At 63.4% G+C, this 21,923-nt stretch carries 26 protein-coding genes; 13 read left to right on the top strand and 13 right to left on the bottom strand.

Features of this window, described 5'->3' with window-relative positions; genetic code table 11:
* The first annotated feature begins 90 nt into the window (after window positions 1-90).
* Window positions 91-1,725 (top strand): ATP-binding protein, encoded by a 1,635-nt coding sequence (locus tag VR863_RS09815; protein ID WP_324829255.1) that lies wholly within the window; start codon window positions 91-93, stop codon window positions 1,723-1,725.
* On the opposite strand, the gene VR863_RS09810 is transcribed toward VR863_RS09815, so the two are convergent.
* Window positions 1,722-2,456 carry a 7-carboxy-7-deazaguanine synthase QueE gene (locus VR863_RS09810; RefSeq protein WP_324828287.1) on the bottom strand — a complete coding sequence of 245 codons (735 nt, stop codon included), beginning with the start codon at window positions 2,454-2,456 and terminating at the stop codon, window positions 1,722-1,724. The two genes, VR863_RS09815 and VR863_RS09810, sit on opposite strands and share 4 nt — an antisense overlap.
* A 1-nt stretch (window position 2,457) precedes the next feature.
* Window positions 2,458-5,163 (bottom strand): valine--tRNA ligase, encoded by a 2,706-nt coding sequence (locus VR863_RS09805; protein WP_324828286.1) that lies wholly within the window; start codon window positions 5,161-5,163, stop codon window positions 2,458-2,460.
* A gap of 104 nt (window positions 5,164-5,267) precedes the next feature.
* Here VR863_RS09805 and VR863_RS09800 point away from each other — a divergent pair, with 104 nt between their 5' ends.
* From VR863_RS09800 to VR863_RS09785, 4 genes are read left to right on the top strand one after another with little or no spacing between them, the layout of a single operon-like run.
* On the top strand, window positions 5,268-6,380 hold the full coding sequence (locus VR863_RS09800; RefSeq protein ID WP_324828285.1) for an ABC transporter permease: 1,113 nt from the start codon (window positions 5,268-5,270) through the stop codon (window positions 6,378-6,380).
* Window positions 6,380-7,288, top strand: a complete 909-nt coding sequence (locus tag VR863_RS09795) for an ABC transporter ATP-binding protein (protein WP_324828284.1) — start codon at window positions 6,380-6,382, stop codon at window positions 7,286-7,288. The genes VR863_RS09800 and VR863_RS09795 overlap by 1 nt, the downstream gene beginning before the upstream one ends.
* 3 nt (window positions 7,289-7,291) lie before the next feature.
* Window positions 7,292-8,239, top strand: coding sequence for an MlaD family protein (locus tag VR863_RS09790; protein ID WP_324828283.1), 948 nt, complete (start codon window positions 7,292-7,294; stop codon window positions 8,237-8,239).
* Between the two features lie 11 nt (window positions 8,240-8,250).
* A complete protein-coding gene (locus VR863_RS09785) occupies window positions 8,251-8,832 on the top strand; it encodes an ABC-type transport auxiliary lipoprotein family protein (protein WP_324828282.1) in 582 nt (193 codons plus the stop codon).
* 1 nt (window position 8,833) lies between these two features.
* On the opposite strand, the gene VR863_RS09780 is transcribed toward VR863_RS09785, so the two are convergent.
* From VR863_RS09780 to crcB, 6 genes are read right to left on the bottom strand one after another with little or no spacing between them, the layout of a single operon-like run.
* Window positions 8,834-9,529: an ATP12 family chaperone protein gene (locus VR863_RS09780; RefSeq protein WP_324828281.1), complete on the bottom strand. Its 696-nt coding sequence runs from the start codon at window positions 9,527-9,529 to the stop codon at window positions 8,834-8,836.
* Window positions 9,526-9,750: a hypothetical protein gene (locus VR863_RS09775; RefSeq protein ID WP_324828280.1), complete on the bottom strand. Its 225-nt coding sequence runs from the start codon at window positions 9,748-9,750 to the stop codon at window positions 9,526-9,528. The genes VR863_RS09780 and VR863_RS09775 overlap by 4 nt, the downstream gene beginning before the upstream one ends.
* Window positions 9,740-10,396 (bottom strand): HAD-IA family hydrolase, encoded by a 657-nt coding sequence (locus VR863_RS09770; protein WP_324828279.1) that lies wholly within the window; start codon window positions 10,394-10,396, stop codon window positions 9,740-9,742. Before VR863_RS09770 ends, VR863_RS09775 begins: the two co-directional genes overlap by 11 nt.
* The gene (locus tag VR863_RS09765) at window positions 10,393-10,992 is read right to left on the bottom strand and encodes an FMN-binding negative transcriptional regulator (protein WP_324828278.1); all 600 of its coding nucleotides are present in this window, start codon (window positions 10,990-10,992) and stop codon (window positions 10,393-10,395) included. The genes VR863_RS09770 and VR863_RS09765 overlap by 4 nt, the downstream gene beginning before the upstream one ends.
* Window positions 10,992-12,128, bottom strand: a complete 1,137-nt coding sequence (locus VR863_RS09760) for an RluA family pseudouridine synthase (protein ID WP_324828277.1) — start codon at window positions 12,126-12,128, stop codon at window positions 10,992-10,994. Before VR863_RS09760 ends, VR863_RS09765 begins: the two co-directional genes overlap by 1 nt.
* Window positions 12,125-12,535 carry a fluoride efflux transporter CrcB gene (crcB, locus tag VR863_RS09755; RefSeq protein ID WP_324828276.1) on the bottom strand — a complete coding sequence of 137 codons (411 nt, stop codon included), beginning with the start codon at window positions 12,533-12,535 and terminating at the stop codon, window positions 12,125-12,127. The genes VR863_RS09760 and crcB overlap by 4 nt, the downstream gene beginning before the upstream one ends.
* A gap of 205 nt (window positions 12,536-12,740) precedes the next feature.
* Between crcB and rpsU the strand changes: the two genes are divergently transcribed.
* From rpsU to VR863_RS09720, 7 genes are all read left to right on the top strand, one after another.
* The gene (rpsU, locus tag VR863_RS09750) at window positions 12,741-12,947 is read left to right on the top strand and encodes a 30S ribosomal protein S21 (protein WP_324828275.1); all 207 of its coding nucleotides are present in this window, start codon (window positions 12,741-12,743) and stop codon (window positions 12,945-12,947) included.
* A gap of 75 nt (window positions 12,948-13,022) precedes the next feature.
* Window positions 13,023-13,595, top strand: a complete 573-nt coding sequence (locus VR863_RS09745; RefSeq protein WP_324828274.1) for an FKBP-type peptidyl-prolyl cis-trans isomerase — start codon at window positions 13,023-13,025, stop codon at window positions 13,593-13,595.
* An 81-nt stretch (window positions 13,596-13,676) separates the two neighbouring features.
* On the top strand, window positions 13,677-13,979 hold the full coding sequence (gene gatC, locus VR863_RS09740; protein WP_324828273.1) for an Asp-tRNA(Asn)/Glu-tRNA(Gln) amidotransferase subunit GatC: 303 nt from the start codon (window positions 13,677-13,679) through the stop codon (window positions 13,977-13,979).
* Window positions 13,979-15,463 carry an Asp-tRNA(Asn)/Glu-tRNA(Gln) amidotransferase subunit GatA gene (gatA, locus tag VR863_RS09735; protein WP_324828272.1) on the top strand — a complete coding sequence of 495 codons (1,485 nt, stop codon included), beginning with the start codon at window positions 13,979-13,981 and terminating at the stop codon, window positions 15,461-15,463. The genes gatC and gatA overlap by 1 nt, the downstream gene beginning before the upstream one ends.
* Window positions 15,460-15,726 carry a hypothetical protein gene (locus VR863_RS09730; RefSeq protein ID WP_324828271.1) on the top strand — a complete coding sequence of 89 codons (267 nt, stop codon included), beginning with the start codon at window positions 15,460-15,462 and terminating at the stop codon, window positions 15,724-15,726. Before gatA ends, VR863_RS09730 begins: the two co-directional genes overlap by 4 nt.
* A complete protein-coding gene (gene gatB, locus VR863_RS09725; RefSeq protein ID WP_324828270.1) occupies window positions 15,723-17,219 on the top strand; it encodes an Asp-tRNA(Asn)/Glu-tRNA(Gln) amidotransferase subunit GatB in 1,497 nt (498 codons plus the stop codon). The genes VR863_RS09730 and gatB overlap by 4 nt, the downstream gene beginning before the upstream one ends.
* A gap of 82 nt (window positions 17,220-17,301) precedes the next feature.
* Window positions 17,302-17,538: a hypothetical protein gene (locus VR863_RS09720; protein ID WP_324828269.1), complete on the top strand. Its 237-nt coding sequence runs from the start codon at window positions 17,302-17,304 to the stop codon at window positions 17,536-17,538.
* Window positions 17,539-17,546: 8 nt separating this feature from the next.
* On the opposite strand, the gene VR863_RS09715 is transcribed toward VR863_RS09720, so the two are convergent.
* The 5 genes from VR863_RS09715 to VR863_RS09695 form a co-directional block, all read right to left on the bottom strand.
* Window positions 17,547-18,074, bottom strand: coding sequence for a hypothetical protein (locus tag VR863_RS09715; protein ID WP_324828268.1), 528 nt, complete (start codon window positions 18,072-18,074; stop codon window positions 17,547-17,549).
* Window positions 18,071-18,553, bottom strand: a complete 483-nt coding sequence (locus VR863_RS09710) for an META domain-containing protein (RefSeq protein ID WP_324828267.1) — start codon at window positions 18,551-18,553, stop codon at window positions 18,071-18,073. Before VR863_RS09710 ends, VR863_RS09715 begins: the two co-directional genes overlap by 4 nt.
* Window positions 18,554-18,670: 117 nt before the next feature.
* A complete protein-coding gene (locus VR863_RS09705) occupies window positions 18,671-19,162 on the bottom strand; it encodes a hypothetical protein (RefSeq protein WP_324828266.1) in 492 nt (163 codons plus the stop codon).
* Between the two features lie 61 nt (window positions 19,163-19,223).
* Window positions 19,224-19,841, bottom strand: a complete 618-nt coding sequence (locus VR863_RS09700; protein WP_324828265.1) for a hypothetical protein — start codon at window positions 19,839-19,841, stop codon at window positions 19,224-19,226.
* A 14-nt stretch (window positions 19,842-19,855) separates the two neighbouring features.
* The gene (locus VR863_RS09695) at window positions 19,856-20,647 is read right to left on the bottom strand and encodes a hypothetical protein (protein ID WP_324828264.1); all 792 of its coding nucleotides are present in this window, start codon (window positions 20,645-20,647) and stop codon (window positions 19,856-19,858) included.
* A 165-nt stretch (window positions 20,648-20,812) separates the two neighbouring features.
* Between VR863_RS09695 and VR863_RS09690 the strand changes: the two genes are divergently transcribed.
* Window positions 20,813-21,919, top strand: coding sequence for a helix-turn-helix domain-containing protein (locus VR863_RS09690; RefSeq protein WP_324828263.1), 1,107 nt, complete (start codon window positions 20,813-20,815; stop codon window positions 21,917-21,919).
* Window positions 21,920-21,923: the final 4 nt, after the last annotated feature.

The following is a 21,923-nucleotide window of genomic DNA, read 5'->3' as shown; positions in this document are numbered from 1 at the left end:
GCCCCATCCGCTGAACAGGTCGCACCCGAACCCGAACCTGAACCCGAGGTCGAAGCCGTTGCCGAACCGGTCGCCGCGAAGCCGGTCGAGATGGCCAAGGAAGAGGCGCCGCCAATCAGCGTCAGCGACAACATGAACGAACCTATCGGCGTGGTTCTGGAGATTGCCGGTTCGGGTTCGATGATCGCCATCGATCTTCAGCGGCTCAACGAATGCGGCGACGATGCCGATCCCTCGATTGCCATGGCCGGACAGGTCGGTAGCCAGGTCAAGATCCGCGTCGGAAACAACTGGCTTCTCGCCAGTGTTCGCAACCAGCGCCAGGACCGCAAGGCCGGCAGCATCCTCGCCAATATCGACTTCCTCGGTGAAGGGGTCGAGGAAAAGCTGACGGGGCGCCTGCATGGCTTCCGCCGCGGTGTGACGCGATACCCGGTCCCCGGATCGCTGGTCTATCCGGCCAGCACCGCCGATCTCAAACAGGTTTATGCCAGCGATGGCCGCAGCGCGGTCACCATCGGCAAGGTCTATCCCACCAAGGATATCCGTGCCGGCATCTATATCGACGCGATGCTGGGCAAGCACTTCGCCCTGCTGGGTTCGACCGGTACCGGTAAATCGACCAGCGCAGCCCTGATCCTGCACCGGATCTGCGAAGCGGCACCCGAAGGCCACATCCTGATGATCGACCCTCACGGGGAATATTCGGCGGCCTTCCGCAACACCGGCGTCATCCTTGACGTGTCGAACCTGCAGATGCCGTACTGGATCATGAATTTCGAGGAGCACTGCGAAGTGCTGCTCACCAGCCATGGCAACGAACGACAGGTCGATGCCGACATTCTGGCCAAGTGCCTGCTCAAGGCGCGGCAGAAAAGCCGTCTGGCCGAAAGCATGGGCAAGATTACCGTCGATTCGCCTATCCCCTACCTGCTGTCGGACCTTTCGAACGAGATCCAGGACCAGATGGGCAAGCTGGACAAGGCGACCACATCGGCGCCTTACATGCGGATCAAGAACAAGCTGGAAGAACTGAAGAGCGATCCGCGTTACCAGTTCATGTTCTCCGGCATGCTCGTGGCCGACACGATGACAGATTTCATCTCCAAGATTTTCCGTATGCCCTCGAACGGCAAGCCGATCTCGATCATCGACGTGTCGGGCGTTCCGTCGGACATCACGGCCACCGTGGTCGCGGTGCTCAGCCGGCTGGTCTTCGATTTCGCCATCTGGAGCCGCGAGGAGCGCACGTCGCCGATCCTGCTGGTCTGCGAAGAAGCGCACCGATACGTGCCGAGCGAAAAGGACGCCGATGGCAATTCGGTTGGCCGCATCCTCAGCCGGATCGCCAAGGAAGGGCGTAAATACGGCATTTCGCTGGGCCTGATCACACAGCGTCCGTCCGACCTTGCCGAAGGCGTCCTGTCGCAGTGCGGCACGATCATCTCGATGCGTTTGAACAACGATCGCGACCAGGCGTTCGTGAAAGCCGCCATGCCCGAAGGCGCGCGCGGCTTCCTCGATTCCATTCCCGCCTTGCGTAACCGCGAATGCATCATCTGCGGCGAAGGCGTCGCCATTCCGATCCGCGTGAGTTTCGATAATCTCGAAGAAGCCAAGCGCCCGGCGTCCGAAGATCCCAGCTTCGTGGACCTGTGGAACAAGACCGGCGGCGAAGAGGAAATCGTGCAGCGCACCGTTCAGCGCTGGCGCAGCCAGGGCTAGGTCCCGCGCGTATCCCCGAACAGGTGGATATGCAGGCGGTCGCTCATCCGGAACCCGTGTTCCACGCATAGCGGGGCGAGCCATTTCTCGCGCGTGCGTAGCGTTTCGCTGTCGGTGCCTTCGGGCATCAGGAAAACGTGTTCGCGCTTGAACCGGTAACGATCCCGCAAAGCGATCACTTCAACGACGTCCGATGGTTGTGCGATCACGAACTTGAACCACGCTCGCGGATCGGTGGCATAAGCATCCAGCCGTTCCGGCAGCAACGCCAGGTCGGCCGCATTGCCCGAATGGGCCAGCTTGGGGCTGACGTTGAACTGGTCGATACGTATGTCGAGCGCGGTCGGGGCCTTGGTTGTCCCGTTCGTTTCGATTTCCACCGTCATGTCGGGCAACATTTCCAGCAACCGCGCAAGGGCCGGTGCCTGCAACAAGGGTTCGCCCCCCGTGATGACGAGGCGTTTCTGACCCAGCGCAAGGATACGGCCGGCGACCTCCTCTTCCGACAGCGAAAGCTGGTTGGCCTTGCGGTCGAATTCCACGCCATCGCGGTGCGGCCGATCGTCGCCCTCGAAATGCCAGGTGTAGGCTGTGTCGCACCACACGCAGGCAAGGTTGCACCGCGACAGGCGCACGAAGGTGCAAGGGCTGCCCGCGCTCGGCCCTTCGCCCTGGACGCTGGCGAAAATCTCCGGCTCGCCGGGAGCCTGCGTGGCGAGGATCAGCGGCACGTCACCCCAGCCGCGCCAGCGCGGCGTTCAGGCGTTCCACTTCCGCTACGTGATGGGCATGGTCGGCGCGCGCCTTTTCCACCGCTTCGGGCTTGGCGCGTTCCACGAAATTCGCGTTGGACAGACGTCCTTCGAGCGATTTGGCTTCCTTGGCGGAAACGTCCAGCGCCTTGGCAAGGCGGCTCTTCTCCGCTTCGATATCGATCACGCCTTCCAGCGGCAGGATGAAGGCATCGTCGCCAGCGGCAATCTGCATCGCCGCCCCATCCGGTGCATCGGCGAAATGCACTGGAGTCAGCCGGGCGAGCCGTTCGATTGCGGCGGCGTTGGCGTCGACAACCGATTTCGCCAGCGCGCTGGGTGCGGGGCAGAAAGCCTCCAGCTTTGCCCCCGGCGCGATGCCGAGTTCGTTCTTGGCCGTGCGCACCGCGCTGGTGAGCGCGATGATCCAATCGATTTCCGCCTTCGCCTCGGCGTCGATGCCCGCCCCCGGCTCCGGCCACTTGGCCGTGATGAGCGGATAATCGGCGCGGTCCCCCTGTTTCGACCACAATTCCTCGGTGATGAACGGCATGAAGGGGTGCAGCATGACCAGAATCTGGTCGAGCGCCCAACCGGCGACGGCCTTGGTTTCCTCGTCGAAATTGCCCTTGATCAGCTCGATATACCAGTCACAGAACCGGTCCCACACGAAGTGGTAGATCGTGTTGGCGGCGGCATCGAACCGCAGGTCTGCCAGCGCGCTGTCGAGCGCCTGCTTCGTCTCCACCACTTCGCCGATGATCCACCGGTTGACTGCATGGGTTGCGGCCGGCGCTTCCAGCGTATCGCTGGCGCCGATGCCGTTCGACTGGCAGAACCGCGTGGCATTCCAGAGCTTTGTCGCGAAATTGCGATAGCCTTCGATGCGCCGGTCATCCATCTTGATGTCGCGGCCCTGGCTTTCCATCGCGGCCATGAAGAACCGCAGCGCATCGGCACCATACTGGTCGATAAGGCCCAGCGGATCGACCACGTTGCCCTTGGACTTGGACATTTTCTGCCCGTCTGCTGCGCGGACAAGCCCGTGCAGATACAGCTTGGGCCACGGCGCCTTGCCGGTCAGATGCATCCCCTGCATCATCATGCGCGCATCCCAGAAGAACAGGATGTCGAAACCGGAAATCAGCAGGTCGTTGGGATAGTGTTTTTCGAACAGGTCGGTCTTCTCGGGCCAACCCAGCGTGGCGAACGGCCACAGGGCGGACGAGAACCAGGTGTCGAGCACGTCGTAGTCGCGGGTCAGCGTGCGGTCGCCGGCCTGTGCCTGGGCCTCTTCTTCGGTCATGGCGACGAAGACATTGCCTTCCTCGTCATACCATGCCGGAATCCGGTGGCCCCACCACAGCTGGCGTGAGACGCACCACGGCTGGATGTTCTCCATCCAGTTGAAGAAGGTTTTTTCCCACGCCTTGGGGACGATTTCGATTTCGCCGGTCCTGACCGCGTCTATCGGGGCCTTGGCCAGCGTTTCGGCATCGACGTACCACTGGTCGGTTAGCCAGGGTTCGATCACCACGCCGCCGCGGTCGCCGAACGGCGTCTGGATAGTGCGCGGCTCGGCGTCGTGCTCGGTCTCGTTGCCTTCCTTGTCCCTGGTGACGTGCGGGATCAGGAAGCCCAGTTCCTTCAACCGTGCGACAACCAGTTCGCGCGCGCCGTTCACGCCGTCCCGCTTGAACCGGTGGAGTCCGATGAATTCATCGGGCACGAGCCCGTCAGCCGTCTGGCAGACATCGCCATTGGCGTCGAGCATGTTGAGCATGTCGGCCGGCTTCATGCCCGCGCGCTTGCCCACCTCGAAGTCGTTGAAATCGTGCCCCGGCGTGATCTTCACGCAGCCGGAGCCCAGTTCCGGATCGGCGTGTTCGTCGGCCACCACCTTGAACCGGCGACCGGTAATCGGCTGGAGGATATCCTTGCCCACCACCGATGCGTAACGCTCGTCATCCGGGTGAACCGCCACGGCCATGTCGGCCAGCATGGTTTCGGGCCGCGTCGTTGCGACGACGAGGTAATCCTTGCCTTCCGACGTCGTGACGCCATCGGCCAGCGGATAGCGGAAATGCCAGAAGCCGCCTTTGACTTCGTGTGTTTCCACCTCGAGGTCGGAAATCGCGGTCTTGAGCTTCACATCCCAGTTCACCAACCGCTTGTCGCGGTAGATCAGCCCGTCCGCGTGCAGGTCGACAAAGGTCTTGAGCACGGCGGTGTTGAAATGCTCGTCCATGGTGAACTGTTCGCGGCTCCAGTCCATCGAACAGCCGAGACGGCGCAGCTGGCGGGTGATCGTGCCGCCGCTTTCTTCCTTCCATTCCCACACCTTCGCGATGAAATCGTCGCGGGAATAATTGGTGCGCTTGTCCTGTGCCTGCTCAAGCTGGCGTTCGACCACCATTTGCGTGGCAATGCCGGCGTGATCGGTGCCGACCACCCACAGCGCGTCGCGCCCGCGCATGCGTTCGTACCGGATCATCACGTCTTGCAGCGTGTTGTCGAGCGCGTGGCCGATATGCAGGCTTCCCGTCACATTGGGCGGCGGGTTGACGATGGTATAGGGCTGCGCGTCGGGGCGCTCGGGCCGGAACAGGCCGTTCTCCTCCCAATGGGAATACCAGCGCGCCTCGATTTCGGCGGGGTCGAATGTCTTGGGCAGTTCGTTACTCATGGCCAAGGCCCATGCCAGCGCGCATTGTGCGATGCAACGTTGTGTTGATGTCGCGGGCTTAGCCGCTTGTTATGTGCCGTAATTCCCCGCATACCGCGGGCCGCATGAGTGGCTTTGCGCAATATGAATTGAAACAGGGCGATAACGGCGGCGCGGTTCTGGCGCTTTCCGGCCCTTATCTCGTGTCGACCATCGGCGCGGTGGACGCCGAATTGCGTGCGCTCGACGGGCCGATTTCCCAGGTCGACCTTGGCGGTGTGTCCGAAATCGACACCGTCGGGGCCTGGGTTTCCAGCAATCTGGCGACCGCGCACGGCGCCGAAATCGTCGGAGCGAGCGAGCGGGCGACCCGCCTGATCGGCGCCATCGAGGGTGTGGAAGGCGAAGAACGCGTCGCTGCGTCGCGGCAGCCGGTGTGGGAACGTGTCCCGTCGGCGATGGGCCAGAAAGTGTTCAACGCGGGCACCGGCATCCGCGGGGTTGTCGGTTTTCTGGGTGCGGTCATTTCCGGATTTGCCTCGCTGATCCGCCATCCGCGGCGGTTCCGCTGGCTTGCGCTGATCCGCCAGCTTGAACTGGTGGGCGTTACCGCGCTGCCCATCGTGGGCCTGATGAGCTTCCTGATCGGGATCGTGATCGCCCAGCAGGGTGCGGTCCAGCTTGCCCAGTTCGGGGCGGAAACGCTGACGGTAAACCTGGTCGGACGCATTACCTTGCGCGAACTGGGCGTGCTGATGACCGCGATCATGGTTGCGGGCCGTTCGGGGTCGGCGTTTGCCGCGCAGATCGGCACGATGAAATTGACCGAAGAAGTCGATGCCATGCGCACGATCGGCATTTCGCCGATGGAAGCGCTGGTCATACCGCGCATCCTTGCCGCCGTGCTGATGATGCCGTTGCTGGGGTTCTACGCTTCCGGGGTGGCGATCATCGGGGGCGCGGTGATCGGCGATGTGATGCTGGGCATTCCGTTCTGGACCTTCCTGCTGCGTATCCAGGAAGTCGTCCCGCTGTATGATCTGTGGGTCGGCCTGATCAAGGCGCCGGTCTTCGGGCTGATCGTGGCGCTGGCGGGCTGTTATCACGGGATGCAGGTGCACGGGAATTCCGAGCAGGTCGGGCTGCGGACCACGATGGCGGTGGTCACGGGCATTTTCGCTGTCATCGTGATCGACGCGTTTTTCGCCGTGTTCTTTACCGAAATCGGGTGGGGCTGATGGCCGAAGACGAAACCGGCAGGCCGCTGGGCCGGCACGAACGCTATCGCGGCGAATATCCCATCGTCGTGGAAGGGCTGGTAAACCGTTTCGGCGACCAGACGGTGCATGAGAATCTGGACCTCAAGGTCCGGCGCGGCGAAATTCTCGGCGTGGTTGGCGGATCGGGCAGCGGCAAAAGCGTGCTGATGCGCTCGATCATCGGGCTGCAGCATCCGGCAGAAGGCGATATCCGCGTGTTCGGACGGTCGATCACCAATTCCGAGCCGGACGAGGATATCGGCGTGCGAAGCCGCTGGGGCGTATTGTTCCAGGGCGGGGCGCTGTTCTCGACACTGACGGTTGGCGAAAACGTCCAGGTCCCGCTGAAGCAGTTCTATCCCGAACTTTCGCAGCAGCTGCTGAACGAAATCGCCCGCTACAAGACGGTTCTTTCCGGCCTTCCCCAGGAAGCTGCCGGGAAGTTTCCCAACGAACTTTCGGGCGGCATGAAGAAGCGCGCCGGGCTTGCCCGTGCGCTGGCGCTCGATCCCGAATTGCTGTTCCTCGACGAACCGACGGCAGGTCTCGATCCGATCGGTGCGGCTGCTTTCGATCGCCTGACCCTTGAACTGAAGGAAACTCTGGGCCTGACGGTGTTCCTGATCACCCACGACCTCGATACCCTTCACGAAATCTGCGACCGGGTGGCGGTCATTGCCGACAAGCGTGTCATCGCGGTCGACACCGTGCCCAAGCTGATGGAACTCGATCACCCCTGGATTCAGGAATACTTCAACGGACCGCGCGGCAGGGCCGCGCTGACGGCGCAGGCGCTGGACGAATTGCGGCGGCATATGGATGTTCCGATCGCGCAGCACGCGGTCAAAGCGTTGGACAAAGCGGCGCACACAAAGGATAAGACCTAAGGCATGGAAACGAGGGCAAATCACGTTTGGGTGGGGGCGGTCACATTGGCGGTCCTCGGCGCTCTGGCGCTGTTCGTCGTGTGGCTTGCGCGGTGGGGCGAAGGTGCCCAGAACGAATACGACATCTTCTTCAAGCAATCGGTCGCCGGTCTTGCCAATGGCAGCGCCGTTTCCTTTGCCGGCGTGCCCGTGGGGCAGGTCAGCCAGATCGTGCTGTGGGAGAAAGACCCCGAATTTGTCCGTGTCCGGATCAAGGTGAAGGAGGACGTGCCGATCCTGGTCGGCACCACCGCGACCATCCAGGGCAGCTTCACCGGCGTATCGACGATCATGCTCGATGGCGCGCGCAGCGGCGCGCCGGCGATCACGTGCGAAACCACGGCCTGCACCGAAGGCGCACCGATCATCCCGCCGGCCGCGGGCGGGTTCAACGAAATCCTCGCCAACGCGCCTTTGCTGCTGGAACGTCTGGCAACCTTGACCGAACGGCTGACCATGCTGCTGTCGGACAAGAACCAGGGCGAGATTTCGTCCATTCTTGCCAACACCAACCGCATGACGGCCGATCTGGCGCAGGCGACCCCGCAGGTCGAACGCACGATGGCGGAACTGCAGGTCACCTTGCGCGAAGCGAGCGAGGCGCTCGATCAGTTCGAAAAGATCACTGCGTCCACCGACCGGATCATCAACACCGAAGGCGAAGCGCTGGCCAAGCAGCTTCGCGCCACGCTGACTTCGGCCAGCGGTGCGGCCAAGGCGCTCGAGCAGACGCTAGAGGAAGCGCGACCCGCCACCAAGCAGCTGACCGAAAGCACGCTGCCCGCCGCGGAAGCCACGCTCAAGGACCTGCGGGCGACCAGCAAGGCGCTGCGGGACGTGACTGAAAAGATTGACGAGAAGGGTGCCGGCGCGTTGCTCAGTTCGCAGCCGCTCCCCGATTACAAACCGTGAAGGGCACGCGCATGACCAAATTCCCCCTTGCCGCGCTGGCTCCGGCCCTGTTGCTCGGCGGCTGTGTCAGCTTCGGTGAAGATCCGCCGCCCAGCCTGCTGACGCTGACCGCCACGGCAACCGCGCCTGCCGGTGTGGCGGCCCAGGGTTCCAATGCAAGCGCCCTGGCGCTGGTCGAATTCGACGTGCCCCAGGCGCTCGCCGTGACGCGCGTTCCGGTCCACGTCAGCGATACCGAAATTGCCTATCTCCAGGATGCGGTCTGGGTCGAACGGCCTGCGCGGCTGTTCCGCCGGTTGATCGGCGAAACGATCCGCGCGCGTTCGGGCCGGATGGTAATCGACGGGGATGATCCGGGTGCCGGCGCGAACGACCGGCTGCACGGTACGCTGCGCAGTTTCGGATACGATGCGCCGACATCGTCGGTCGTGGTGGTATTCGATGCCGTACGCAGCGGCACCGGTTCGAGCGTGACGACACGCCGTTTCGAAGCGCGCGTACCCGGTGTGCTGCCCGAAGTCGGATCGGTTGCACCGGCGTTGAACGCCGCTGCCAACGATGTCGCAGGCCAGGTCGCGGACTGGGTCGGCTGACCTAGCTGCGCGCTATTTGCGCAAATTCGATCGTCTGAAGGAAATCCCGCCTGCGCTTTTCGCGCAATTCGGCGGCCTGTTCGTCGACGCCCCAGTTTTCCGCCTGCCAGTCCTCTTCGAGATTGGCTGCGTTCCACAAGGCGTCACCATCCGCATCGGGTTCCAGCGCGGCAAGCCCGATGCACAGCGAGGCTGCAAGCGACGTGGCCATCTCCAGCGTCGCCAGCATGAAATCGTCGTAGGTTTCGAGCCGCGCCTGCAACCGTGCCAGCGCATCGCGCGAATGCGGGCGATGGATAATCCCGCTGACCCGTTCGAGAGTCACCCCTTCGCGCGCCTCGAGAGCTTCGAGGAGCGGGTCCCAAATTTCGCGCTGGCGGTGCCACAAGGGCTCGTCCGGCTCGGCGCGATAGCACAGCGTGTCGGTCTCTGCGTAGCGCAGCAGCTTTGTAATTGTCGCGGCGCGCGCGCCGGGCACGATGTCGAGCGAATAGTCGACCAGGTCCCGCAGGACGAAGGCATGGGGGTCGATTTCCTCCCCCTGGTGTTCCCACTCGGCAGCTAGTCGTTCGGCCAATGCGCGCGAGGGTACGCGCTGCGGTTGGCCGCCTTGCGTCTTTACCGGGCGGCCATCCAGTTCGGTCTGGTACCCATCTTCCGTGCTCGTAACCGCGACATCGCGGTAGAAACGCTTCATTCCGCGCTCTTCCACTTGCGGGCCAGGGCAATCGGAAGAACGAAGAATTCCGCTGAGCCCAGCACCAGGAGGATCGGGCCGAGCGGTTCGGGCAGGAAGATGACCTTGGCGATTATCAGCGCGCCCAGAATGGCTGTCAGCATACCGGAAAGGCGGATGAATTGCAGCGTCCAGAACCGCGCCGCGGCGGGATCGTGTCCGTCCTTGTGATCAGGGGCCAACGATCATCTCCTCAAGCTGCGTGATGGTATCGGCAACGGCGCTGGCGCCGGCTTCGAACAATTCCTGGGGTTCGTGGTAGCCCCACGAAACGCCGATGGCGCGCACCCGCGCCGCGCGGGCCATTTCCATGTCGAAACTCGTGTCGCCGATCATCACCGCGTCGCGGGCCGAAACCCCGGCTTCGGCAAGGGCGGCTTCCAGCATCGCGGGATGCGGTTTTGACGGATGCCGGTCGGCGGCCTGAAGCGTCACGAAGCGCGCCTTGATCCCATGCGTGTCGAGGCACGCATGGAGTCCGCGATCGCTCTTGCCCGTGGCCACTCCCAGCAACCAGCCCGCATCATGCAGGCGGCCGACAAGTTCGGCGATGCCGTCATACAGCGGTTCGTGAAGCGCGCCGGTGGTGCGCAGATGGCGATAGCCTTCCTTGTACGCATCGACTGCGCGGGCGCGCTGTTCGTCGCTTGCATGGGGGGCCAGTTCGCGCAGAGCATAGGGCAGGCTGAGCCCGACCATGCGGCGCACGGAATGCCGGTCCGGCACCGGAAGGCCGGCTATGTCGAACGCCCGCTCCATGGTTTCGCAAATGGCCGCCTGGCCATCGACCAGGGTTCCGTCGCAATCGAAAACGGCAAGTCGGGTCATACGGCCCCCTCGCGCATGATCGCGGCCAGTCCGGCGCTGCCGGCTTGATCGTGGCCTTGCGCGATGCGCTCACGCTCGTCTGCGGTACGCTTCTGCGAAAGTTTGAAGGTCGGGCGCCATTCGCGGATTTCCATTTCGAACCCTGTGATGCCGCGAAGCAGGCCGTCCCACAGCGGCTTGCTCGTTTCTTGCGCGCTCCACGCCTGGCCTTCGAGGCGGCCTTCCTGCTTTGCGATGAGATCGTAGAGAAGCTGATCGAGGTCGGACTGGTCGAGCTGGCGGACCTGGCCTTCCATTTCGATAGCGACATAATCCCATGTCGGCACCGTGTCGCGATTGTCATACCAGCGCGGGGACACGTAGCCGTGCGGCCCGTTCACGGTGATCAGCGCGGTTGTCCCGTCCAGATGGCGCGTCAGCGCGTTGGCGCGCGCAAGGTGGAAACGCAGGGTCGGTCCGTCGCCGATCAGCAGCGGTGTGTGTGCAACGCGTGGCCCATCGGGCGTCTGCATGAAAACCATCCCGAAGCCGATGCGGTCGACCAGCGCTTCCATCCTTGCGCGATCATCGCTGCGGAAGAGCGGGTTGGGGTGCATCAGCGCTTTGCCTTGGGCTTGGGTTTGGGCTTGGGCTTGGCGGTCGTCGCATCGCGGCGACCGCGGCGTTCGCCCTTGCGCGATTTGCGATACTGCTTGGCATGCAGCCGGGCGGCCTGTTTTTTCTCCTCGCGGCTCTTGGGCGGCGGATCGTCGCGAATGGGTTCGGCATTGCTCAATCCGATATCGAAACCAAGCTGCTCCATGCTGGCGGCAAAGTGTTCCGGCAGTTCGGCGGTTACATCCAGCTTTCCGCCTTCGGGGCTGCCGATGATCAGGCGCCGCGCGTGCAGGTGCATCTTGCGGCTGATCGACCCGGTCAGAAAGGCGTCCTTGCCGCCGTATTTCCCGTCCCCCACGATCGGGTTGCCCATCGCCGCGCAGTGCACGCGAAGCTGGTGGGTGCGCCCCGTCATCGGTTCCAGTTCGAGCCAGGCGGCCTTCTGGCCGGCCTTTTCCACGACGCGGTACTTGGTCTTGGCCGGTTGGCCGCCTTCGTGGTCGACGTGCATCTTTTCGCCGCCGCTGCCGGGCTGCTTGGCCAGGGGGGCTTCGATGACGCCTTCGTGGACTTCGGGTACCCCGACGACCAGCGCCCAATAGACCTTTTTGGCGCTGCGTCCGGAGAACCGCTTCGAGAAATGGGCGGCGCTGCCGGGGGTGCGAGCGATCAGCAGAACGCCCGAGGTGTCCTTGTCCAGCCGGTGAACAAGCCGCGGGCGCGGTTCGTCCTCGCCCGGCGCAAAGGCATCGAGCAGGCCGTCGACATGGGTCTTGGTACCCGTTCCGCCCTGCGTCGCCAGCCCCGGGGGCTTGTTCAGCACAATGGCGGACTCGGTCTCGGTGATGACCATGTCTTTTGCCTGCGAAATTTCGGCTTCGCTCAGCGCGGGCTTTTCGCGCGGCTTCTTGTGCGGGGCATCGCCGCCCGGCGGCACGCGCAATTGCTGGCCGGCAACCAGCCGGTCGTCGGGCTTTGCGCGCTTGCCGTCCACGCGGATCTGTCCGGTGCGGGCCCATTTGCTGACCGTGCCGAAGCCGATCTGCGGCAGGTGGCGCTTGAACCACCGGTCCAGGCGAACCCCGTCATCGTCGGGGGCGACCGTAAAGGTCCTGACTTCGTCGCTCGTGTTCATCCTACTGCCCGCATAATCGTAAGGCCGAAAATCAGGCCGCTGATACCCAGTGCAAACGATAGCACAGCGTAAAGGGCGGCCAGCGTGAATTGTCCGCGCTGCACCAGCAGCACCATTTCCAGGCTGAAGGCGCTGAAGGTGGTAAACCCGCCCAGCAGCCCGACGCCCAGCAACAGCCGCAATTGATCGCCGTGACCGGCACCATTGCGCGCCAACCATCCGGCAAGAAACCCCATCAGCACGCTGCCGATGGCGTTTGCCGCCAGCGTCGCCCACGGAAAGGTCATGACCGCCTGGACCCCCATCCAGTGGGTCAGCCCCCGGCCGAGCTGGTACCGCAGTACGGCACCCACGCCCCCGCCGATGGCAACATAGAGGCTGGCAAGGTAGGGAGAGGTTGCGGACATTGCTTCACGCCCCTAGCGCCAACCGGTCGACGATGAAAGCGGCCAAAGCACTTGCATTTTGGCCGACGAATCCGTAGGTGGCGCCCGTTCGAGCCGATCCGGAACGGATTCGGCGCGTTTTTCGTTTCTATGACGAACTCGAAATTCAAGGAGGCATACCCCGCTAGAGGCGGGCTCTGGCCCGCTTAGTGAGGTGTTTTAGTTTATGCAGATCATCGTTCGCGATAACAATGTCGACCAGGCCCTGCGCGCGCTCAAGAAGAAGCTGCAGCGTGAAGGCGTGTATCGCGAAATGAAGCTGCGCCGCCACTTCGAAAAGCCGAGCGAGAAGCGCGCCCGCGAAAAGGCAGCCGCCGTTCGCCGTGCACGCAAGCTCGAGCGCAAGCGTATGGAGCGTGACGGCGCCAAATAAGCCGTTGCGACCCAGAACCAGCTAAGCCATGAGGGCGCGGAGCAATCCGCGCCCTTTGCGTATCAGGACCACATGATGACCGAAATCACCCGCGTTCCCCTTCAGCCTATCGCCAAGGGCTCGCTCACAAAGCTGTGGCTTGGTGTGCTCGTCGCGATCCTGCTGGGCGCAGGCCTGGCCTGGGCATCGCTGCCCAAGGGTCTGAGCATCGATACGATCGCGCAAGGCACCGGCGAATCGCCGAAGCTGGGCGATGTGGTGTTCGTCAATTACGTCGGCAAGCTGAAGGACGGCACCGAGTTCGACCGGTCGCAGCCTTTGCCGATCCCGCCTGGCCTGTTCCCCGACGGCAATCCCCTGCTGCTGGAAGAAGGCGCCATCATCGAAGGTTTCATCACCGGCCTGCAGCAGATGCAGAAGGGCGGCAAATACACGCTGACCATCCCTGCTGAGCAGGCTTATGGCGCCGAGCCGCCTGCCGGATCGCCAATCCCGGCCAACGCCGACCTCGTGTTTGACGTCGAAGTGGTCGATTTCATGAGCAAGGACGATTTCCAGGCACGTGCCGCCGCGATGCAGCAGATGATGCAGCAGCAGGAACAGCAAGGCGGGCCTGGCCAACAACAAGCGCCGGCGCCGGCTGAATAAGGCCGCGCGCTGCTTGAAGCGTCGGGGCGCCACTGCTAGCGCTCCGGCTGAAATTTCAACGCTGGAATCGGAGGTCGGCTGATGTCCGTCGACAAGGCCACTGTGGCGAAAATCGCCTCGCTGGCACGCATCAAGATGGGTGACGAAGAGCTCGAGCGCATGGTGCCCGAGATCAACAACATTCTCGACTGGGTCGAACAGCTGGGCGAGGTCGACGTGACCGGAGTCGAGCCGATGACCGCGGTCATTCCAAACACCCTGCGCCTGCGCGACGACGTGGTCGATGCCGATCCCGCAACGGGCGGGGGCCGCCGAGACGACATTCTGGCCAACGCGCCCGCCGCCGAACACGGCTTTTTCGGCGTGCCCAAGGTGATCGAATAATGAGCAATCTTACCGACCTTGGCGTCAAGGATATCCGCGACGGCGTGGCGGGCGGCGAATTCACCGCGCGCGAAGTGGCCGAAGCCTTCAACGCCGCCGTGGAGCAGGCCGCCGGCCTCAACGCCTTCATCGTCACCACGCCCGATCATGCACTGGCCGCGGCGGACAGGGCCGATGCGGCGCGCGCCGCGGGCCAGCCGCTGGGCAAGATGGGCGGCGTCCCCATCGGCATGAAGGACCTGTTTGCCACCAAGTGCGTGCAGACCACCGCCGCCAGCCACATCCTCGAAGGCTTCACGCCCCAGTACGAAAGCACTGTGTCGCAAAAGCTGTGGGACGCAGGCGCGGGCATGTTGGGCAAGCTCAACCTCGACCAGTTCGCCATGGGTAGCTCGAACGAGACATCCTATTTCGGCAACGTCACCTCGCCCTGGCGCAAGGCTGGCGGCGCCAACACCGCCATGAGTCCCGGCGGTTCGTCGGGCGGTTCGTCCAGCGCGGTTTCGGCGCGCATCGCGCCTGCCGCAACCGGCACCGATACCGGCGGTTCGATCCGCCAGCCTGCCGCTTTTGCGGGCATTTGCGGCATCAAGCCGACCTATGGCCGCTGTTCGCGCTGGGGCGTTGTCGCCTTCGCCAGCAGCCTCGACCAGGCCGGGCCGATGGCCCGCAGCGTGGAAGATTGCGCGATCATGCTCGAAGCGATGGCCGGATTCGATCCCAAGGACGCGACCAGCCTGAAGATGGACGTGCCGGCCTGGGAAGCGGGCCTGTCCGGCGATCTCAAGGGCAAGAAGATCGGCATTCCGCGCGAATACCGCATGGACGGCACCGACGATGAAATCCTCAAGAGCTGGGAACAGGGCAAGGAATGGCTGCGCGATGCGGGAGCGGAGATCGTCGATGTCTCGCTGCCGCACACGAAATACGCGCTGCCTGCCTATTACATTGTCGCCCCCGCCGAAGCGTCGAGCAATCTGGCCCGCTATGACGGCGTGCGTTACGGCCTGCGCGACCTGCCGGAAGGCGCGGGCTTGCAGGATATGTACGCCGCCACCCGTGCCGCCGGTTTCGGTGACGAGGTCAAGCGCCGCATCCTGATCGGCACCTATGTGCTGAGCGCGGGCTTTTACGATGCCTATTACAACCAGGCACAGAAGGTCCGCACGCTGGTGAGCCGCGACTTCGAACAGGCCTTCGCCCAGTGCGACGCCATCCTCGCACCGACCACGCCGACCGCCAGCTTCCCGCTGGGTTCGCTGAGCGATGATCCGTTGACGATGTATCTGAACGACGTGTTCGCCGTTCCCGCATCGCTCGCCGGCCTGCCCGCGATGAGCGTGCCCGCAACGCTCAATTCGGAAGGCCTGCCGCTTGGCCTGCAGATCGTCGGCAAGCCCTTCGACGAGCAGGGCGTGTTGAACACGGGCCTGGCGATCCAGCAGCGCGCCGAGTTCGACGCGAAGCCGGAGAAATGGTGGTGAGCCTGTTCGGCGAATCACCCACCGACCAGCGGGATTTCCGCATGGGTCTTGCCGGAATGCTGGCAGGCATCCATTCGCTGCGCATCCTTGCCGAACGCGGCATCGCGTCTCCCGAGGACATTCGCATCAGCCAGCAAGGCATCGTCGACGTCCTCGCGCAGATCCCGACCGCCGAATTTTCGTCGGAGCAACGCGCGGGCATCGAGGATATGCTGGACAAGATCTGGTCAACCGCAGCCATTAAATTCGGACAGTCGAAATGAGCACTTATCGCATCCAGGGCGCAACGGGCGAATGGGAGGTCGTGATCGGCCTCGAAGTCCACGCGCAGGTCACCTCCCACGCCAAGCTGTTCAGCGGCGCGTCGACTGCTTTCGGTGCCGAACCGAACACGCAGGTCAGCCTTGTGGATGCGGCGATGCCCGGCATGTTGCCCGTGCCCAACGCCGAATGCATTCGTCAGGCCGTGCGCACCGGCATGGCGATCGAGGCGCAGATCAACAAATACAGCCGTTTCGACCGCAAGAACTACTTCTACGCCGACCTTCCGCAGGGCTACCAGATCAGCCAGCTTTACCACCCCATCGTGGGTGAAGGGCAGCTGCTGGTCGATGCGGACGAAAAGGCCGGCATCCCGCACGACAAGGTCATCGGGATCGAACGGATCCACATCGAACAGGACGCGGGCAAGCTGATGCACGATCAGCATCCGACCATGTCCTACGTCGATTTGAACCGCAGCGGCGTGGCCCTGATGGAAATCGTGTCCAAGCCGGACATGACCTCACCGGCCGAAGCGGGTGCGTATGTCCGCAAGTTGCGCAGCATTCTTCGCTATGTCGGCAGCTGCGATGGCAACATGGAAGAAGGCTCGATGCGCGCCGACGTGAACGTCAGCGTGCGCCGCCCCGGCGACGAACTCGGCACCCGTACGGAAACGAAGAACGTCAATTCGGTGCGTTTCGTGATGCAGGTCATCGAATACGAAGCCAGCCGCCAGGTCGACGTGATCGAAAACGGCGGAACGGTGGACCAGGAAACGCGCCTGTTCGATCCCGGCACGGGCACCACGCGCACCATGCGGTCCAAGGAAGACGCGCACGATTACCGCTACTTCCCCGATCCGGACCTGTTGCCGCTCGAACTGGAAGACAGTTTCCTCGAGGCATGCCGGGCATCGTTGCCCGAACTGCCCGATGCCAAGCGCCGGCGTTACACCGATGTGCTCGGCCTGACCGAATACAACGCCCGTGAACTGACCGCCGAAGTGGAAACGTTCGGCCGGTTCGAAACCCTGCTGGCCGAAACCGCCAGCCAGATCGGCAAGAGCGAAAAGGATGTCGCCACGCAGGTCGCCAACTGGTCGCTTTCGGTCGCACCGGGCGTGATCAAGGCGCTGGGCGATGAAGCCGACGCGGCCAACGCCACGGCGGCCGCACAGGCCAGCATCCTTGCGATGCAGGACAAGGGCGAAATTTCGGGCGGACAGGCCAAGGAAATTTACGAAATCGTCCTCAGGACGGGCCGCGAACCCGGCGAGATCGCCGAAACCGAAGGGCTGAAGCAGCTCAGCGATACCGGCGCCATCGAAAGCGTGATCGACGACGTGCTCGCCAGCAATGGCGACAAGGTGGAGGAATATCGCGGCGGCAAGGACAAGCTGTTCGGCTTCTTCGTCGGTCAGACGATGAAAGCGCTGAAGGGCAAGGGCAACCCTGCGGTGGTGAACCAGATCCTGAAGGACAAGCTGGGCTGAACCATTTCGTGCCGCCGTTCTGGTGTGAGGGCGATTGTCAGGGTATCCTTGGCGGATTGCAGTTCACACAGGAGAACCGGCCATGAAATGGGCGTTCGTGATCTTCGTGCTTCTCTACACGCTGGCCTTGCTGTTGCTCGCCATCGGTACCTTCGGCTGGTTCGGACAGGAACCGGACCCCTTGTCCGGGGTGTTCCTGGTGCCGCTTGGCCTGCCGTGGAATCTGCTGGGTGACAGGTTGGGGCTGGCCGGCCCTGCGCTTGCCATCCTTGCCCCCGCGATCAACGCCGGATTGCTGTTTCTTCTCTGGAAGCGGTAGGACGGCGCCTATTGGGGCGGGTCTGTACGGGCAACCGGTGCGGCTTTGCCCAACGCGGCCATGTGTTCGTCCGCCGCCTTGAGAACGGTCATGAAGGCGCGGTAATTTTCGTCCATGCAGCCGGAATTCCACGCAATTTCCGTGGTGGTCGCGCCGCGGGTCAGCCGCAGCGTTCCATATGGGGCATCGGTCATGAAGTTTTCGCAGGCCTGCGAATCCGGTGCAGGATCGGGCAGGCGGTGGAGGATGGCTGCCAGCGTTTCGAAGTTCGCGGCATCGGCGGTAATTTCATGCCAGGCAAGCGATGCCGGGACACTGGGCGCTTGCCCCTGTTCGCGCAACGCTTCGGTCCAACTGCCCCCGCCATCGGGAAGGATGCGCCACGAACTGACCGTGCTGCCCCAGCTTTTCACCTCGAATTCCACATAATCCCATGCGGGCCGCGGTTCGGGAGCGTGGTCCTGCGCGGTCGCGCAACCGGCACTGGCAAGCGCGGCCGCGAACACTGCTCCGCGCAGCGCCAGCAACGCGCTCAACGGTCCAGCACCCGTTCGAACACATAGAGCGTATCGCTGCTCGTGATCCGCAGCATCCCGTTCTGCGGCGCTATCGAAAAATCGCGCGCTTCGGGCAGGCCGGCGCTCAGATCGTCGCCGAAGCTGGGTTCGGGGCAGAAAGCCCGGGTCGATGACACTTCGCTGATCACGATCGTACCAGCCTGCTGTCCGGTTTCGCGGGCCTTCCACGTTCCCCGCCCCCGATTGCAGTCGAGGCCCAGCGCCAGCGAACCGTCGCGATTGAAGGTGATGGTGTGGCGTTCCTGCAGCGCGGTCTGAAGCCGCGTAACGGTCGCCTGGTTTTCGATCTGTACGAGGTTCCAGCTGGTTCCGTGCAGCACGGTGTCCCGATCGGAGCCCGGCAGATAGCCGCACGCAGCAAGCGCGAGGGCGGCCCCGCTTGCGGCCAGCATCCGTGCACGTTGCGAGGTTTTGGTAGCGCGGAATAAAGCACTCATCTCGGTTCTCCTTGTCCCGTTTCGCACGATCATCCGCGCCGGGCCATCAATGCAAGCTTAACGGGCAGCGCGGCCAGATTTTCCCACAAAGCCTGTGAGGCGGCGCAAGGCGCACCCTCAGCCCCCTTCGACGAAGGCATCGACAAGGACGTAGGTTTCCGGCCCGAAGCGCACGGTCACGCGGTCACCATCACGGGTCGTTGTGAAGTCCCATCCTGCCGAACCGTCTGCCTGCGCGCTGTCGGCCCCATACGGCTGGGTACCGCGAAGGAATATCGCCCGTGTGAACCCGTCCGGCTTTTGAACTTCGACCAGATTGGTGCCGTCGTCCCCCCAGTTGCGGGTTACGCCCGCTTTGCAGGTTTGAGTCGGCTTTGCGTTGTCGAACCCGCAATCGAGCACGGTTGTGGCATGATAATCCGTTCCGGCGACCTTGGCATCGCCTTCGCCATAGGCCGGTTCGCGCGGTTCGTCAGGGGCCGCGCCGGACGGAGCGATGGCGGACTTCTCGGCATCCCCATCTGCCATTTCGTCCGCGCCGTCGGTCTCTTGCGCCGCGCAGGCGGCAAGGCACGCCGAAAGCAGGCAAAGCGTGAGAGTGTTACGCATCATCCTCGATCCTTCATCCCGATGAACCCGGCCAGACATGGCGTTTGCAAACGCGGTGCAGCTAGAGCGCGCCTTCGCTGCCCGAATACATCACTTCGCCGATCGTCCCATCGCGATAGCCAAGGCAACGCCACGGTGCCTGGGCGCCTTCGACGTTGACGAAGATGGCGATGGCCGCTTCGGATTCCTCGATCCGGTTGGTCCCGATCACGCGTGCGCCCGTTTCGCGCGCCACGCGCGTCGCGCATTTGCCCTCGAGGCCGTTTTCACCGCGCACCGCCACTTCCTTCGCCTGTGCCGCTGCGGTGGTTTCAACCGGCCCGTTTTCCCCGATCGGAGAAGTCATGCCGATATTGGCGTCGCCCATCGGCACACTGACGAGCCGGACACCATCGATATTGCCGACAATGTTGCCGCCGACAGCTTCGGCTGCGGCTTCGCTCGGGCATCCTACCAGCGTGGCGCTGTCGTCGAGGTAGTTGGACGTTGCCGCGCTTTCGCCAAGACGCAGGCACGGATCGCCCGAATTGGGATAGCCGTCACCGAACGGAGCGAGGCTTTCAGGAATAATCGCGATGTCTTCAACCGCCACATCCGGTTCGGAGGTATCCGCATCCGCGCCGCCGCACGCCGCGAGGGCGAGCGCCGAAGCGCCCGCCAGAACGAGTTTGTAACTCATCGCTCGCGTTCCTTTCACCGGGGACACTTGGGATGATTGCCGATGCCCTGGAGGTCGTAAAACTTGCCGTCGGCAATCGTCACCTGGACGCATTGGCGCGATTCTTCGCGCCACTGGATCGAATAACGGGTGTCGCCCGATGTGAAATTATCGACCTGGCGGAAGCCGCGCCGCTCCAGTTCGGACATCCCGCCTGCGGCGCGGGCACCCTTGAGATCCTTGATCTGGGCAGACTGGTGGTAACCGCCATGGCCCTGATGATGGTCGAGCTTTGCGTTACGTTCATCGACACCGGCGGTGTATCCGCTCGAATAGGCGTCGGACCGGTCATAATTGTGATACGCGGCGTTGTGCAGGCCGTCGGTGTAGCCGCGCTCGTACTGCGCTTCGGCCTGCGCATCCGAATTGTGCATGTTGTTATCGTGATGGTTGGACTTGTGGCTCAGCAGCGCGCCGAGAATGGCGGCGCCCGCCACCACCCCGACAGCGGTGCCCGCATTGGCACCCTTGTGATGTCCGCAATCCTGGTCCGTGGCATCGTTGATGGTCGTTACCCGGCCATCGTAGACTTCGACCTGCACGCAATCGTCGTCGCGCTCGTCCCACCAATAGCTGTAGACGTAACCCATCGAATTCTTGTTGGTGGAGACGTGCGCGAAACCGCGCGACTGCAGGGCGCTTTCCGCGTCACGGCCATGCGAGCCGTTGATATCGACCAGCTGGCTGGCCTTGTCTGCCATTGCCGGTGTCGCGATCAACGCGAGCGTGGCCGTGCCAGCCAGAATTCGTGCGAGTTTGGTATGCATAGCGATGTCCTCACCTAAGGGATTGATACGTATTAGGTTGTCGGGGCACCGTGGTCCGGGCCTCGCGACGTGGGCGACCGAATGTGGCATGGTTATCAGTGCATTGGGGGCTGCGCTATTGCCTCCTCATGCCAATCGATTGACATTTTCTGCCAAATGGCCAGCATGGCTCGCAGGTTCCGCAACAGGATTCTCGCCGTGCAGCCTGTCAGGCGTCCAGATTTTCGCCGAACACTCCAGACGCTTTCCACGCGGTATCCCGAGATGGCTTCGGCCATCCTGCCTTCCGGGGTAACGCGGTATTGGGGGCAGAGCCTGGGGTGGCCGGATGCGGTTTTCGGCAGCACCCCATATTCCGAAGCGTCGGCCTTTCCCGAATTCATCACCGTCCGGGACGATCTGCACCTGATCGCCAATCTGATCGAGGAGGTGGGCGAGATCCGGCTGCTGGAACTGATCGTCGCCTGGCCCCGCGCACCGGGGCACACGGCCCTGGTGTTTGCGCCCGATCTGGAAACCGCGCTTTCTACCTGGATTGTATCGATCAACGCATCGAACCCGCACATCGCGGTCGAATTGGTCAGGGAAGGCGACACGGCGTTCCTGGTGTCCGAATTTCATGAAAGCATCGGCGCCTTCCACGGCTTCATGGAATTGGCGCTCCACCTGCTTCTGCTGCGGGCAATCAGCTCCTTCACCGGTTTCGCCAGCCAGGCCGAACAGGATCGGTATGCGATCGAGGCGACGTCGGCGCACGCGAGCGGGGCAATGCTGGAAGCTCTCAATGCCGTGTCCCCTTTCCCCTTCCGCGCCGGGCAGGGCGGGGGCCGCACGTCGTTCTCGGCCAGCGCGCTTCGGGTTCCGAACCCGGAATACAAGCCATCGCGGTGGCTGCGCCAGAAGCTGGAGATGGAGGCCGCGCGCCCCGGCGGGCTTTCCGGACCTGCGATCACCAGCGATGCCGTGCGCGACCTGATCGTCGAAGGGTTGCTGGGCAGCAACCGCTTGCTGCAACTGCCGGAACTGGCCCAGCATTACGGAATGTCGGAACGCACGTTTGCACGAACGCTGGCGGGCACATCGGTATCCCTGCGCGACATTGCGGCCGAGGCGCGCGATCAGCTGGCAACGGACCTGCTGTCGAACACGGACGAGCCCGTGTCCGCGATCAGCAGGCGGCTGGGATACACCAGCGCAACCAGTTTCATCCGGTCGTTCCGCAAACGGGCCGGCGTGGCCCCGGGCGAATGGCGGCGACAGCGACTGGGCTGAGACG

The sequence above is a fragment of the Qipengyuania zhejiangensis genome, assembly GCF_035607565.1.
Taxonomy (GTDB): domain Bacteria; phylum Pseudomonadota; class Alphaproteobacteria; order Sphingomonadales; family Sphingomonadaceae; genus Qipengyuania; species Qipengyuania zhejiangensis.
This window is presented reverse-complemented; position numbering and strand designations above follow the sequence as displayed.

Excerpts from the sequence above, each read along its gene's own strand:
- VR863_RS09815 (WP_324829255.1), top strand. The coding sequence starts at position 91 with ATGGCCAAGGAAGAGGCGCCGCCAATCAGCGTCAGCGACAACATGAAC.
- VR863_RS09805 (WP_324828286.1), bottom strand. The coding sequence starts at position 5,163 with ATGAGTAACGAACTGCCCAAGACATTCGACCCCGCCGAAATCGAGGCG.
- VR863_RS09800 (WP_324828285.1), top strand. The coding sequence starts at position 5,268 with ATGAGTGGCTTTGCGCAATATGAATTGAAACAGGGCGATAACGGCGGC.
- VR863_RS09795 (WP_324828284.1), top strand. The coding sequence starts at position 6,380 with ATGGCCGAAGACGAAACCGGCAGGCCGCTGGGCCGGCACGAACGCTAT.
- VR863_RS09790 (WP_324828283.1), top strand. The coding sequence starts at position 7,292 with ATGGAAACGAGGGCAAATCACGTTTGGGTGGGGGCGGTCACATTGGCG.
- VR863_RS09785 (WP_324828282.1), top strand. The coding sequence starts at position 8,251 with ATGACCAAATTCCCCCTTGCCGCGCTGGCTCCGGCCCTGTTGCTCGGC.
- VR863_RS09780 (WP_324828281.1), bottom strand. The coding sequence starts at position 9,529 with ATGAAGCGTTTCTACCGCGATGTCGCGGTTACGAGCACGGAAGATGGG.
- VR863_RS09770 (WP_324828279.1), bottom strand. The coding sequence starts at position 10,396 with ATGACCCGACTTGCCGTTTTCGATTGCGACGGAACCCTGGTCGATGGC.
- VR863_RS09765 (WP_324828278.1), bottom strand. The coding sequence starts at position 10,992 with ATGCACCCCAACCCGCTCTTCCGCAGCGATGATCGCGCAAGGATGGAA.
- VR863_RS09760 (WP_324828277.1), bottom strand. The coding sequence starts at position 12,128 with ATGAACACGAGCGACGAAGTCAGGACCTTTACGGTCGCCCCCGACGAT.
- crcB (WP_324828276.1), bottom strand. The coding sequence starts at position 12,535 with ATGTCCGCAACCTCTCCCTACCTTGCCAGCCTCTATGTTGCCATCGGC.
- rpsU (WP_324828275.1), top strand. The coding sequence starts at position 12,741 with ATGCAGATCATCGTTCGCGATAACAATGTCGACCAGGCCCTGCGCGCG.
- VR863_RS09745 (WP_324828274.1), top strand. The coding sequence starts at position 13,023 with ATGACCGAAATCACCCGCGTTCCCCTTCAGCCTATCGCCAAGGGCTCG.
- gatC (WP_324828273.1), top strand. The coding sequence starts at position 13,677 with ATGTCCGTCGACAAGGCCACTGTGGCGAAAATCGCCTCGCTGGCACGC.
- gatA (WP_324828272.1), top strand. The coding sequence starts at position 13,979 with ATGAGCAATCTTACCGACCTTGGCGTCAAGGATATCCGCGACGGCGTG.
- gatB (WP_324828270.1), top strand. The coding sequence starts at position 15,723 with ATGAGCACTTATCGCATCCAGGGCGCAACGGGCGAATGGGAGGTCGTG.
- VR863_RS09720 (WP_324828269.1), top strand. The coding sequence starts at position 17,302 with ATGAAATGGGCGTTCGTGATCTTCGTGCTTCTCTACACGCTGGCCTTG.
- VR863_RS09710 (WP_324828267.1), bottom strand. The coding sequence starts at position 18,553 with ATGAGTGCTTTATTCCGCGCTACCAAAACCTCGCAACGTGCACGGATG.
- VR863_RS09705 (WP_324828266.1), bottom strand. The coding sequence starts at position 19,162 with ATGCGTAACACTCTCACGCTTTGCCTGCTTTCGGCGTGCCTTGCCGCC.
- VR863_RS09700 (WP_324828265.1), bottom strand. The coding sequence starts at position 19,841 with ATGAGTTACAAACTCGTTCTGGCGGGCGCTTCGGCGCTCGCCCTCGCG.
- VR863_RS09695 (WP_324828264.1), bottom strand. The coding sequence starts at position 20,647 with ATGCATACCAAACTCGCACGAATTCTGGCTGGCACGGCCACGCTCGCG.
- VR863_RS09690 (WP_324828263.1), top strand. The coding sequence starts at position 20,813 with ATGGCTCGCAGGTTCCGCAACAGGATTCTCGCCGTGCAGCCTGTCAGG.